Source organism: Helcococcus sueciensis DSM 17243, from assembly GCF_000423145.1.
GTDB classification, from domain to species: domain Bacteria; phylum Bacillota; class Clostridia; order Tissierellales; family Peptoniphilaceae; genus Helcococcus; species Helcococcus sueciensis.
In genome coordinates, this window is sequence record NZ_AUHK01000002.1 from 1 (window position 1) to 14,802 (window position 14,802).

General features: G+C 26.9%; 11 protein-coding genes. 8 read left to right on the plus strand and 3 right to left on the minus strand.

What is annotated here, in order from left to right; genetic code table 11:
- Window positions 1–287: 287 nt before the first annotated feature.
- The 3 genes from G534_RS0100620 to mprF form a co-directional block, all read right to left on the minus strand.
- Window positions 288–1,214 carry a CPBP family intramembrane glutamic endopeptidase gene (locus G534_RS0100620; protein WP_027347398.1) on the minus strand — a complete coding sequence of 309 codons (927 nt, stop codon included), beginning with the start codon at window positions 1,212–1,214 and terminating at the stop codon, window positions 288–290.
- 8 nt (window positions 1,215–1,222) lie between these two features.
- Window positions 1,223–2,323: a redox-regulated ATPase YchF gene (ychF, locus tag G534_RS0100625; RefSeq protein WP_027347399.1), complete on the minus strand. Its 1,101-nt coding sequence runs from the start codon at window positions 2,321–2,323 to the stop codon at window positions 1,223–1,225.
- Window positions 2,324–2,424: 101 nt separating this feature from the next.
- A complete protein-coding gene (gene mprF / locus G534_RS0100630; RefSeq protein ID WP_027347400.1) occupies window positions 2,425–4,947 on the minus strand; it encodes a bifunctional lysylphosphatidylglycerol flippase/synthetase MprF in 2,523 nt (840 codons plus the stop codon).
- 184 nt (window positions 4,948–5,131) lie between these two features.
- Between mprF and G534_RS0100635 the strand changes: the two genes are divergently transcribed.
- Genes G534_RS0100635 through G534_RS0100670 form a run of 8 tightly spaced genes read left to right on the plus strand, consistent with a single transcriptional unit; the run spans window position 5,132 to window position 14,800 of the window.
- Entirely contained in the window at window positions 5,132–5,983 is an 852-nt protein-coding gene (locus G534_RS0100635; RefSeq protein ID WP_027347401.1) for a Cof-type HAD-IIB family hydrolase, read from the plus strand.
- Between the two features lie 2 nt (window positions 5,984–5,985).
- A complete protein-coding gene (locus tag G534_RS0100640) occupies window positions 5,986–7,743 on the plus strand; it encodes an aminopeptidase P family protein (RefSeq protein ID WP_027347402.1) in 1,758 nt (585 codons plus the stop codon).
- Window positions 7,744–7,751: 8 nt separating this feature from the next.
- Window positions 7,752–9,581: an excinuclease ABC subunit UvrC gene (uvrC, locus tag G534_RS0100645; RefSeq protein ID WP_027347403.1), complete on the plus strand. Its 1,830-nt coding sequence runs from the start codon at window positions 7,752–7,754 to the stop codon at window positions 9,579–9,581.
- Complete coding sequence (gene hprK, locus G534_RS07550; RefSeq protein WP_034595810.1) at window positions 9,574–10,554, plus strand: HPr(Ser) kinase/phosphatase; 981 nt, start codon at window positions 9,574–9,576, stop codon at window positions 10,552–10,554. Before uvrC ends, hprK begins: the two co-directional genes overlap by 8 nt.
- Window positions 10,555–10,612: 58 nt before the next feature.
- A complete protein-coding gene (locus tag G534_RS0100655; protein ID WP_027347404.1) occupies window positions 10,613–11,998 on the plus strand; it encodes a MurT ligase domain-containing protein in 1,386 nt (461 codons plus the stop codon).
- On the plus strand, window positions 11,988–12,695 hold the full coding sequence (locus tag G534_RS0100660) for a hypothetical protein (protein ID WP_027347405.1): 708 nt from the start codon (window positions 11,988–11,990) through the stop codon (window positions 12,693–12,695). Before G534_RS0100655 ends, G534_RS0100660 begins: the two co-directional genes overlap by 11 nt.
- Window positions 12,696–12,704: 9 nt before the next feature.
- A complete protein-coding gene (locus G534_RS0100665) occupies window positions 12,705–13,781 on the plus strand; it encodes a sugar-transfer associated ATP-grasp domain-containing protein (RefSeq protein ID WP_027347406.1) in 1,077 nt (358 codons plus the stop codon).
- 14 nt (window positions 13,782–13,795) lie between these two features.
- A complete protein-coding gene (locus tag G534_RS0100670; RefSeq protein ID WP_027347407.1) occupies window positions 13,796–14,800 on the plus strand; it encodes a sugar-transfer associated ATP-grasp domain-containing protein in 1,005 nt (334 codons plus the stop codon).
- The last annotated feature ends 2 nt before the right edge of the window (window positions 14,801–14,802 follow it).

The following is a 14,802-nucleotide window of genomic DNA, read 5'->3' on the forward strand; positions in this document are numbered from 1 at the left end:
AGAAAAGGGGTTAAGTTAACAGGTAAATTATCTGCAAGTAATCCAAACTGGGTAGAAATCCAATACAAAGGCCAAAGAGCATATGTTTACAAAGAATTTGTAAAATAGAATGAAAAAATCGGAGTTCGCTCCGATTTTTTTTGTTGATTAAATAAGATAAAATAAAAAGTATTTTGATTGCGATTTTCCTAGAGGAAATATTGGGACTACAAAAAAACAGAGACAAATATTTCTAAATGTCTCTGCTATAAAGTTCATCTTTTTGGGTAAATTTTAAGTTTACTATTTTATAATTGCAATGTATAAAAACCTGAGGCTATAGATAGTAATAGAGCTACTATAAAATATGCTATAAACCATCCGTTTTTTAATAAAGCGTTAAAATTTTCTTTTTCTTTGCCTTTATATTTAAGGTTTTCAAAAATTTCTTTATATTTTTTACCAAATATTAATCTAATTATTGCAAATACTATAAGAGATAATATTAATAAGCCTACAAACATTTCAATTTTTGAATTTTCTACTATAGAAGTTTGATAAGTTGATACTAAGGCTATAATATTATTTATAATGTGGACTAAAACTGCCATCTTAAATGAATATACATATGCAACATAAGAAAGTACCAATCCAATACCTAATGTCCCTATACTTTGTATAATATTCATATGAGCAAAACAAAATAGTATAGTTGAAAGTATAATAGCGGTTTGAATTCCATATTTACGCACATGATTTAGATAAAATCCTCTATATTGAATTTCTTCAAATATAGGACCTAAAAAACTTGCATAAACTAATAATAAAATATTAGCAGATAGTGAAATTTCTTCTGTTACGTCTATAGAAGGTAGTCCTACTATATCTACGAGAAATATAGCAATATAAGAAAAAATAATATTTAGACCATACATTAATCCTAGGAAAAATATAAGATCAAGAAAACTCATTTTTTTGTGTTTTACAATCATAGCTTCTTTTTTGTCTTTACCAATATAGAAGTAAATTGATATAAGGGAAAAAGCTATAACAAGTAAATTTAATAAACCTGCATCTTTAATAAATGAAAATACTATACCAAATATTAGAGTATATAGTAAAAAAAGGAATGCAGATTTTGAAACTTTATTATAATCTTTTTTTCTTTCATATTCATATAGTAGAGAATTTTCTTCGATATTGTTATTTTCCAAATTTTCATTATAAGAATCCATTTATCCTCCTATACATTATGTCTAAAGTGTGTTATATCACCATCTTGCATTATATATTCTTTACCTTCAAGTCTTACTTTTCCAGCTTCTTTTGCTTTTGTCATAGAACCATCATATTGCATTAGTTCATCAAAAGATATGATTTCAGCTCGGATAAACCCTCTAGAAATATCGGAGTGTATTTTTCCGGCAGCATCTACTGCTTTTGTTCCTTTCTTTATTGTCCATGCTCTTGTTTCTATTTCTCCAGCAGTGATAAATGAAATAAGTCCCAATAAATCGTATGAAGCTACAATTAATTTTTCAAGACCTGGTTTATCAAGTCCAATCATTTCAAGATATTCTTTTTTCTCTTCTTCAGATTCAAGGGTAGATATTTCAGATTCTATTTTTGCAGAAATTACTACAACTTTTGCGTCTTCAGTTTTAGCAAATTCTCTGATTTCTTGAACCCATTTATTAGAAGCACCATCATCATGAACTTCATCTTCTGAAACATTAGCAACATATATAATTGGTTTTGAAGATAGTAGAGGATAAGATTTCATTATTTTCTTTTCATCATCTGTTAAATCTAAAACTCTAGCTGATTTACCAGTTTCAAGAGTCTTGTATATTCTTTGTAAAAGTTCAAGCTCAATAGCTTTATCTTTATCTGATTTAGCTTGTTTTTGAAGTCTATTCATAATTCCTTCTATCATATCCATATCAGAGAATATTAATTCAAGATTTATAGTTTCAATATCTCTAATAGGATTTACTCCGCCATCTACATGGGTTACATTTTCGTCTTCAAAAGCTCTTAAAACTTCAATTATTGCTTCAGATTCCCTAATATTTGCAAGAAATTTATTTCCAAGGCCTTCACCTTTACTTGCTCCTCTTACAAGGCCAGCAATATCATAAAATTCAATATATGCTGGAACAATCTTTTTTGAATTATTTAATTCACTAAGAATATTTAATCTTTCATCTGGAACATTTACAACACCTATATTTGGTTCTATTGTTGTAAATGGATAATTTGCTGATTCAGCGCCAGCTTTTGTAATGGCATTGAAAAGTGTTGATTTACCTACATTTGGCAATCCTACAATTCCTAACTTCATTCTAAACTCCTTATTCATAATATATTAAATTTAATTTAATATATATTTTAATAAATATTTACACCATTATATTATACATTAAAACTTGAAATAATAATAATTTAAGATTCATTAGAGTTTTTATAGTTCATATTAAGTAATTTAATGAGATTGTCTAATAATTTAATATTGTTTTGACTGGCTATAAATATTGAATTCCATTCAGGATTATATTTATTTTTGAATTTTTTAAGTCCTTGGAAACCATATATTTTATTGGCATATTTATATGCGAGTTTTGCTGTTTTTTCTTTTTTTGAGGCAAACATTGAATTACCAACATTAGATAAAGGAGAAAGTCCTAAATCAAAGTATTTATAGTCATTTTCTTTTGCCCAATTAATTATAGAAATAAACATCATATCCATAATTCCTGAAAAAACATTATTTTTATGTCGCATTAAATCTATAGACATTTTTTTAGTGTTTTTAACAGGATTCATATTTGCGAAAGCTAAAATTTCTCTATCTTGTTTTATAATAAATACTGGAGCTTTTTGAATATAATCTTCTTTAAATGCTCCTATTGAAAATTGCATTTCTTTTCTTTTTCCAAGCCACTCATCGGAAACAGTTTTTAGTTGATTCATAGTATCTTTATTGAATGGAGGATATATTACTTCAAATTTATAATTAACTGTATCCATATAGTTTAGAGATCTTCTCATTATTTTGTATTTTTTTCCTGCAAGAGAAAAATTATCTAGATTTACTACAGCGTCTTCTCCAATCTTCATAAGCTCAAAACCTTGGCTTACAAAATCTTCGATAACATTCCCTTTTATACCACTAAAGAAAACATCCATCTTATTTTTTTGAGCAAATATGATTAGTTCTTCAATAGCATCTTCAAAATCTTCTTTTTTTCCACATGGGTTTCCTAAAACAAACAAAGTTCCTTTAAATGGTCTATATAAAAATAATACTGTCTTTTTACTATTAAGAAATATATTTTTATCATACATATAAAATAGATGAGTATTGGATTCATATGAATTATCTTCAAAGAATTTTTCAAAATCTTCTTTTTCTTTTTCTGAAACACCTTCAAAAGAAATATGTTTTCTTTCAATACTTAAAAATATTGCATAAATTGCAGCAAGTAAAAATGGTATTAAAAGTATTTCTGAAAAATGATCGTGCATAAATTCTAAAGAATATTTTTCAAATCCATTTATAACGTCTACATGATGACTTATATTATATATTGTCATATATATGATGTTTAATAAATTTAATATTATAAAAGCTATTAAAGTTTTAATAATAGATATTTTTTGCGCATATCCTGTAAAATACTGTCTATTTGTGAATAGTAATATTATAATAACTAGAGCAATAAATGCGCTGTAATAGTTTTTACTAATTGTCATATAAAGTATAAATATTATAGAAAGTAAAATTAAACTCATTCTATAGGCCAGTTTAACTCTGTTTTGTATTCCTGTGGATAAAGCAATTAAACAAAGTCCGATAAATAGAGTAATATTGAAATTAACTATTGTAAATATATTTGGTAAATGTTTTTGGAAAAACTTAAACTTTAGAAATACAGTTGGTAGAAGAGCGGAAAACACAAGTAATGCTCCACATGCTAATATAACGTATGAAATATAAAAAGATGTAGTATTTGCTTTTTTTACATATTCATGTTCTTCTATATCATTTTTAGAATTAAACAATACTAAAATTACACCTATTATCCATGGAACAATGGTGTAACAAATTCTACAAACAAGAAGCGATAAAAATATATTTGGAGTTTTATAGCCCATAAGCCCAAATACAAAAATTGCACTTGCTTCAAATGATCCAAGTCCTCCTGGTATCATTGAAAAGAAAGCGATAATTGTAGAAATAACATATACAGCACTTGCTTCCAATAAGCTTATTTCTGGTTGATAATATATGATAGTGTATGCAAAAAAGATTGCAGCCATCAACCATTCAAATGAAGATTGCAAGGTAAGATATACTCTTAATTTTCTTTGTTCTCTAATAAATACTGAATTTTCATCTTTTAAATATTTTTTAATAGGTAAAATATCTATAAAAATAAAACCAATAACTGCTACAAAAAGTAGTAAAAGAATTGAAGCTATAAAATAGTATTTTCTTGTATATAGCTCAATTGAGGCAGGTAGAGAAAGTGTAAAAAGTCCTATTATATCTGAAAATAAAACGATAAAGATAATTCTATTAGCGATTTTTCTATCAAGTTTATATTTATCGTATAGAAGTTCTCTTGTTGTAACACCGGCAAGACCACCTAATCCTATAAAGTTATTGAAAGATTGAGAAATAAAACCGATCTTAAATACTTCTTTCATAGGAATTTTCATATCATAATATTTTGCTAATATATAATCATATATTGTAGCAAAAGAAAATGATAAAACTCCTAAAACTACAAATAAAATCTTTTGCAAACTACTAGTAGTATTCACTAGGATTTTAATTTGACTTATATCGATAGATTTAATTTCTTTTCTAATAATTATAATTGTAATTATTATTATAAAAAATATTAATATAGCTCTTATTAAGTTTTTATTTGCCTTAAAAAAGTTTTTTAATTTATTCATTTATATTCCTTATATAAGTTTTAATGTTTTATATCGATTAATATAATATCATTTTTTTTATTAAATAAGATTACAATATAGTTATATTAATATTTTTTTTTAATAAGTAGTATAATAAATGTAGCTTATGTGCCTTTTATAGTATAATTAATGATATAGTTTAATTTTCTAAAAGGGAGGTAATATGAATAATTTAAATCAGATTAAATATGTAGCCGTAGATATGGATGGTACTTTGTTAGACGAAAATCTTGAAATTATGCCTAAAACAAAAAAGGCCTTAATAGAATTACAAGAAAAAGGAGTAAAGCTAATTATAGCAACTGGAAGAGAATTAAACGCCGTTAAGAAGTATATACCAGAGATTAAACTTAAAGAGTATGAAGGATTAGTTATATCTGGTAATGGTGCCATAGTTTATGATCCAGTAAAAGATGAGATTATCCATACTGATTATATGGAAGTAGAAGAAGCACAAGAGATACTAGATAGAATTAAAGATTTTAAAATTTTCCCTTTTTATAGATCAGATGGTTTTATGCATATGGGAAATTATAATAAATTTGTTGAGAAACATGGTGAAGGCTCTAATCTTGTACACCTTGAAGATGTAAAAGCGAGAGGTGGAAATTTTGATGTTATGGAACATGATAATTTAAGTGATTCAATAAAAAAGCCTATTGTGAAAATGATGGCTTTAGGATTACCTGAATATATGTGGAATATTTTACCAGAAATCAATAAGAATTTAGAACCAATAGCACATGCAATGATTACAATACCTGCAGTTATGGAGTTTTCAAAAAATACAGTTAGTAAAGGTCACGCTCTTGAGAGTTTAGGAATAGATCCAAATCATTTAATGACTTTTGGAGATAGTTTAAATGACTACCATATGATTGAGTTTGCAAAATATGGTATTGCAATGGAAAATGCTATGCAACCACTTAAAGAAATTGCATTTGATATAACATCATCTAATGAAGATGAAGGAATTTATAAAGCGTTAGTAAAATACGGTATAGTAAAGGAGTAATTATGAATTTATATGATAGAGTTGATAAGTTAAGAGAATTGATGGAAGAAAGAAGTATAGATGCTTATATAATACCTACATCTGATCCGCATATGTCTGAATATTTAGCAGATTATTATAAGACAAGAGAATATATATCAGGTTTTACAGGATCAGCAGGTATTGCTGTAGTTACAAAAGACAAAGCCGGCCTTTGGACAGATGGTAGATATTTTGTACAAGCAGAACAAGAATTAAAAAATTCACCATTTAAATTATGTCGCATGTTTGAAGACATTGACTTCCAAGATTTTTTAGTAGAAGAAGTTCATGAATTTGGAAAAGTAGCTATTGATGGTAAAGTACTATCTCTTGAACTATATGATGCAATTTCCAAAAAACTTAACACAAGATTATTAATCACAGATGTCGACTTTATTTCAGAAATTTGGGAAGATAGACCAGAATTACCTAAATCTGAAACTTGGATATTTGATGAAAAATATACAGGACAATCAACTAAAGACAAATTAAATGTATTAAGAGAAATGATGAAATCAAGAGATGTAGAATATACATTTATAGGAGCTTTAGAAGATATAGCATATCTAACTAATTTAAGAGCTGATGATATATATGCAACACCAGTGTTTTTCTCATATGCAGTTATAGGTTTAGATACAGCAGTATTATTTATAGATGAAAATAAATTAGATATCGAAGTTAAAGAATATCTAAAAGAAAATAATATAGATGTATATACTTATGATGCTATTTTTGACTATATGAAAAATATTAAGGGAACAAATACTGTTTATTTAGATCCAAGAAGAACAAATGTATTGGTTTATCAAAGTCTTAATAAAAATGTAAAGATTAAAAGAGGACATAATCTTACAACTTTAATGAAGGCTTTAAAGAATGAAACTGAAATTGAAAATGAAAAGAAAGCATTTCATAAGGACGCAATTGCTTTAACTAAGTTTTTCAATTGGGTTGAAACAGGGGTAAAATCAGGAAATATTGATGAAGTATTTGCTGCGAAAAAATTATTAGAATATAGACAACAACAAGATAATTTTATAGAAGTTTCTTTCCAAACAATTTCAGCTTATGGTCCAAATGCAGCTATGCCACATTATGATCCAGAAAAAGTGATTCCTGCTACACTAAAACCAAAAGGATTGTATTTAGTAGATAGTGGAGCACAATTTTTAGAAGGAACTACAGATATTACAAGAACTGTAGCTTTAGGGGAACTTACAGATGAAGAAAAAACAGACTATACATTGACTCTAAAAGCTCATATAGCTGGTATGACTGCTAAATTCAAAAAAGGTAATACAGGAGCATTTATTGATGCAATTGTAAGAAATCCTCTATATAGAGAAGGTAAAGATTTTAATCATGGTACAGGTCACGGAGTAGGATTCTTATTAGGAGTTCATGAAGGTCCAATGTCAATATCAAGAAAAGATGGAGGATTACCACTTCAAGAAGGAATGGTATTTTCTATTGAGCCAGGTTTATATATTGAAGGCAGTCATGGTATTAGAATTGAAAATATAGTATATGTTAAAAAATCAGAAGAAAAAGACTTCTTAGAACTTGAAACTTTATTATATTTACCAATAGATACAAGACCAGTAAAATCATTTATGCTTGAAAAATGGGAAAAAGACTGGATTAATGCATATAATAAAGAATCTTATGAAAGACTTTCAAAAGATTTAGATGGATACGATTTAGAATATCTAGAAAAAATTACTAAAGAGATTTAACAGAATTTATGAAAGATTTTAAATATGAACTTTCAAGATTACCTGAATCACCAGGCGTATATCTGATGAAAGATAAAGATGACAATATTATATACGTGGGAAAGGCTAAAAATCTTAAAAATAGAGTAAGATCATATTTTAATGATAGTAGTAAATCTCAAAAAGTAATTAAAATGGTAGAAAAAATTGACCATTTTGATTATATTATTGTTGAAACTGAAGCAGAGTCACTAGTTCTTGAGTCAAATTTTATAAAAGAACATAGACCTCATTATAATATATTGCTTAGAGATGATAAACAATATCCATATATAATGATTACAAATGAAGAGTTTCCAAGACTTATGATTTCAAGATTTGCTAAAAAAGATGGAAATGAATACTATGGGCCATATCCAGATGCTTTTTCTGTAAATAAAGTTTTAAAATTATTACAAAATATATTCAGGATAAGATTAAATGATGCTATTCAAAGATATGGTAAAAACAAAAGACCATCATTGAAACATTATTTATACAAATATGAAGATCCTACACATGATTTTAATGATAGAGAGAGATATCTTGAAAATATAGACGAAGTTCGTAGATTTCTAAAAGGTGATTCTAAAATATTAACTGATATATTAGAGGAAAAAATGTTTGAATACTCAAAAAAACTAGAATTTGAAAGAGCACAAGAATATAAGGAGTATATACAAGCGGTAGAGAGTCTAATGGAGCGTCAAAATGTTACTTCGACTACAGGATACAATCTCGATATAATATCTATTGCGAAAAAAAGAAATTATGCAGCAATTCAAGTGTTTTTTATGAGATCTGGGAAAATTGTAGATAGGGAACATTTTATTATAGAAGATGAATTCAATGAAGAAAATTCTCAAATATTATCATCATATCTAAAACAATATTATTTTGATATGACATATATTCCAGGTGAAATATTAATGATTGAGGAGCCTGAAGAAAAGGAAGTTTTAGAAAAAATATTATCTGATCAAAAAGGTAAAAAAGTAAGGATTAAGGTTCCGAAAAGAGGAGTCAAAAAAGATTATTTAGATTTTGCTACTCAAAATGCTTCCAAAATGATTGATGAATTTTTACAAAAATTAGATTATAGAGAAAAAAACAAAAATCTAGGACTTAAGAAACTTGAAGATACTTTAGATATTCATCCTATAAATAGAATTGAAGCCTATGATATATCTAATATTTCTGGTGTAGATTCTGTGGGATCAATGGTTGTATATATTCAAGGTAAAAAAGAAAGAAAAGATTATAGAAAATTTAAAATTAAATCAGTTGAAGGTCCCGATGACTATGCTTCAATGAAAGAGGTGTTGACTAGAAGAATAAAACGCCTTTTAGACGATAAGACAACAGGCTCTTTTTCTGAAAAACCTGATTTAATTATTATAGATGGTGGTAAAGGTCAAGTAAATATTGCCAAAGAAGTACTTAAAGAATTTAAAGTAAATATACAAACTATAGGTCTTGTAAAAGATGATAAACATAGAACAAGAGGAATAATACTTGATAATAAAGAAAGAGATATTGATAAAGATTCAGCGATATATAGATTTCTTTATGATATACAAGAAGAAGTGCATAGATTCTCTATTAACTATCATAATACAGTAAGAAGAAAAAATATGTTTGAATCTGAATTATCAAATATTAAAGGACTTGGAGAAAAAAGAATTAGAGAACTTTTATTGTACTTTGGTTCAATTACAAAAATAAAAGAGGCTTCGAAAGAAGAACTTTTGCAAGTTTCTAATATAACAGAAAGCGTTGCTGATAACATAATAGAATATTTTGGAGAAAAAAATGGCTAAAAGTGTAAAATTATCAGAAATTGTTGAAGAATTAAATCTTAAAATTATTGAAAAATCTAGTGATTATGATGAAATCGCCCTATCAGATGCAAATATCAATCGTCCAGGACTTCAATTAACAGGATATATGAAATCATTCCCTAATAAAAGAATTCAAATAATAGGAAATGTAGAATATAATTATTATATGCAATTAACTGAAGAATTGAGATATGAAAGATTTAGAGGTATTTTATCAGAAGAGATTCCTTGTTTAATTTTCTCTTATGATAGACAGGTTACACAGGATATATTAGATTTAGCAAATTATTATGATAAAACAGTACTCATTTCAACTGACCCAACTACTTTACTTTCGTCTAAACTTTCTATGTCATTGGAAAAACATTTAGCTGATGAGATTACTATGCATGCCGGTTTAATGGAAATGTATGGGTCTGGAGTTTTGATTAAAGGACAATCTTCGGTTGGAAAATCAGAAACAGCATTAGACCTTGTTATTAGAGGTCACAGACTTGTCGCAGATGATGTAGTTGAAATAAGAAGAATAGTAGATGAGTTGATAGGAACTTCTGCTGCAAATATTAGACATTTTATGGAGATTCGTGGAATAGGGATTTTAGATATTAGAAGACTCTATGGTGTAGGTTCAGTAAAACTTGATACAGGAATTGATCTAATTATTGAACTTGAAAATTGGAACGAGAATAAGGAATATGACAGATTAGGTTTAGAAGATGAAACTGAAACAATATTGGGAATAGAAGTGCCTAAAATTACTGTTCCAGTTAAGCCAGGAAGAAATATTGCTATGATAATAGAAGTTGCAGTTAGAAATCTAAGACAAAAGAAATTAGGATATAATTCAGCAAAATATTTAACTTCTAGACTTTTCAATGAAATGAATGGAGAGGATAAAGAAGCAAAAAATTATTATGGTGAAGAAATTGACTTATATGAAGATGAGAGATAAATTGAATTAGAAAACTCATTGTTATATAATTATTTTATAACAATTTTGGTAGGTAATTATGAAAAAAGGATTTAGATTTTATTTAACTTTATGGTTAGTAAAATTAACAACTAAAATTATGAAATTATTGGGCAGAAAAGCAACTCATCTTCCAGGGGTGCTTGCTTATAGACTTTGTCCAGATATTCTAAGTCGAATTGGTATGCCTAATAAAACTATAGCTATTACAGGGACAAATGGAAAGACTACAACTGCTAATATGATTTCGGACTTTTTAAAATCAAAAAACATTAGTTATATGCATAATAATTATGGGTCCAATACGGTCCATGGAGTAATAGCTTCTTTTATAAGTTTTTGTAATCTCAAAGGTAATGTAGATAGAGAATTTGGTATTATTGAAATCGATGAAAGATCATCATATAGAATATATAAGGATTTTACTCCAGATATATTGGTTGTAACAAATCTTTTTAGAGATTCTTCTAAGAGAAATGCACATGCTGAATATATATTTGATATCATCGATGATGCAACTCCTGATTCTACAAAATTAATATTAAATTCAGATGATTTAATAAGTTCTAGATTAAAACCTAATAGCGATAGAAGATTTTATTCAATAGATTTACTATCAGGAGAAAAAGAAATACGAGATTCAAGGATAAAAGATATAGAGAATTGTCCTATATGTAATCATAGACTTATTCCAGAGTTTATTAGATATAATCATATAGGTAGATATCACTGTGAAAATTGTGGATTCAAAAGTCCAAAAGCTGATTATATAATACATAAAGCTGATTTAATCGATAAAACTGCAGAAGTAACACATGGAAACAAAACATATTCATTTAAATTACAAAGTAGTAATATAGTTGATTTGTATAATTTTTTAAGTGCAATTGTTGCTTTGAGTGAAGTTGGATTTTCAATGGAAGAACTTGAAAAAGATTTTCACGGGGTAGAAGTTGTAAAATCAAGATATAATGACCAAATTATTGGTGATAAGAGATTTGTTTATATGATGGCAAAAGCAATAAATCCAATATCTGCGTCAAGAACATTTGATTATATAAGAAAACAAGAAGGAAATATTGCAATTATATTTGGAAATTCAAAACATTCAATAGGATATATGAATTCCGAAAATACTGCATGGCTATATGATTTAGATTTTAATTATTTATTAGGTGATAATATTAAACAATTTATTACATGTGGTAAAAGACATAAAGATCAAGAGGTAGCTTTATTACTTTCAGGTATTGATAAATCTAAAATTATAGATATTGATGGTTGGGATGGAATTGAAGATGTCATAGACTATGATAATATAGACACTATATTTTTACTAAATGATATAGATACTCTTGACCTTACCGGGAAAGTAAAATCTAAAATTGAAGGTAAATTAAAACAAAGGATTAGAAATGAAAATTGAAATATTATATCCTGATATAGCAAATCTTTTTGGTGAGATTGGTCATGTAGAGTTTATAACTAAATTATTTAATGATACTGAAGTTATTAGAACTCATATAACTGAAAGACCTAGATTTATAGATGAAGATATAGATTTAGTTTATATGGGACCTATGGCTGAAAAGTATCAATTGCAAATAATTGAAAAATGGTTACCAATTAAAAATGAAATTAAAAACAAAATTGAATCAGGCGTACATTTCTTATTTATCGGCAATGCTATGGAAGTTCTCTATGATTATATTGAAGATGACAATGGCAATAAGAATTATGCTTTGGGAATTTTTCCATATTATGCTAAGCAGCAGATGATGGATAGAATAAACTGTATTTATCATGGAAAATACCAAGATATTGAAGTGGTTGGGTTTAAAACACAATTTACATTTGCACATAGAACAAATGGAGAAGTACCATATCTTTTTGAAAATATAAGAGGATATGGAATGGATAAAGAATCTTTAGGTGAAGGAATTCACTATAAGAATTTTATGGGAACTTATTTAATTGGGCCGCTTCTAATAATGAATCCAGATTTCACTTTAGATTTCATGAAGAACTTTGTTGAAAATCCAAAATTGAAATATTATGATGAAATGAAGGAAGCTTTTAATATAAGGGTGAAAGAGTTTAAAGATAAAAAAACAACATTATAGTGAGGGAAAATGATTAAGCAATTATATTTAAAATTTGAAAAATCTTTAATTAAATTTAGAAGATACCATTATAAAAAGGTTCATCAAAGAATCATTAAACAAAATGTAAAAAATAAAGAAATTTATTTAGGTTCAAAAGAAGAATATGAAAAAAATGTTTTACCTTTTTGGGAAAAATATGGATTGAAACCTGACATAAGATGGTTCCAATATTATGGATATGTAAATCAAAAGTTTGATCCACATATAATCCCAGCAGATTTATATTATACAGACATATATTATAGTTTAAATGACAGCAGATATGATGATGTTCTTGATAATAAGTTTTTCTCAGAATATTTTGTTCAAGGTATAAAAAAAGCGCATACAATTGTTAAATATGGTAATGGTTTATTTTTAACTGATGATTTTGAATTGATAACAAAAGAAGAAGCTTTAGAAATAATTAAACAATATGGAAAAGTTTTGATAAAGCCTACAGATACAGGACAGGGAAAAGGGATAGAATTACTTGACTTTAATAAAAGTTATGATGAAGCAGTAAAGAGTTTTGAAGAAAAAATTTCCGATGGCGATTTTATTGTTCAAGAATTAATAAAACAAAGTGATCAACTGGCAAGATTTAATTCTTCAAGTGTAAATACTATAAGAGTTATTTCCTTAATAGTAGATAATAAGGTAGAAATTTTATCTAAGATTTTAAGAGTAGGTAGTAAAGGATCATTTATTGATAATTATTCTCAAGGTGGAATGTCAAGACCTATAGATGATGAAGGAGTATTGAAAACATATGCTTTTGTAAAAGAGAATAAAGTATATGTTGATAATGAAGGAAATCAATTAACTGAAGAAAAAATAATAGGATATGACAAAATAATAGAGGAAATTAAAAAATATCATAAGAGAATACCGCATTTAAGAATGATTGGTTGGGACTTTGCGATTGATCAAGATTACGAACCTGTATTTATTGAATATAATGGTTATGTAGGAGAAAATCAAAGAGAAGATGGACCTGCATTTAATAAATTTACCGAAAAAGTTTTAGATTATTATTACGATAAGAAAAATAATAAAAAATAGTAAAAGGAATAAATATGATAAAAAGAATATTAAATGCAGATTGGAAATATATTCTTCCTATCATTAATCACATGAGTAAAAGATCTGGAAGATTTAGAATAGCTTTATTCATTGATATGTATAAAACATATAAAAAGTATGGATACACATGGTTAAATTTTTATACTTTTAACTTTGATAGGGTAACAGATATTAAAACTAGAAGAACATTTTTTGGGCATAGAGATACTGCAAAAATCTATGATGAGTTTAAGGACAGTGAAGAGCTAAAATATATACAAGAAAAATCACTTTTTATAAAAAAATATAAAAAGTTTTTAGGCAGAGAAACACTTGAACTAACAGAATCTAATTTTGATGAATTTAAAATTTTCGTGATAAAACATCCTATATTTTTTGCGAAAGCTTCAAATGAAAAAGGTGGATATGGAGTTAAAAGAGTAGACTCTTCAAAATATGAAATAAATGACTTATATAATGATTTAGTAAATGATAGTTACACTATATTAGAAGAACCAATAGTTCAACATGAAGAAATGAATAAATTATCTAAAAATTCAGTCAATTCTATAAGAGTTGGTACTGTAGTAGATAATGAAGGAAAAGTTCACGTTATGTACGCAGTATTAAGATTATCTGTAGATGGTAAGTTTGTAGATAATGCTAGTCAAGGTGGATATTGGGTTAAGTTGTCAGAAGATGGATATATTACAAAACCTCTATATAGATATAATCCAACCGAAGAAATCATTTATAAAAACCCTTATAATAATCTTGATTATATTGGTGTTAAAATTCCATTGTTTGATGAAGTGAAAGACTTAGCTATAAAAGCGGCGAGTGAATATAAAAAGATAAAATATATCGGATGGGATATTGCAATCACAGAAAATGGCCCAGTTTTAATTGAAGGAAACGACTATCCTGGTGTTGATATAATCCAGACATATGTACAATTAGACGGTAATACTGGTATGGTAGAAAATTTTGAAAAAAGCTTAGGAATGAAATTAAGATAAGA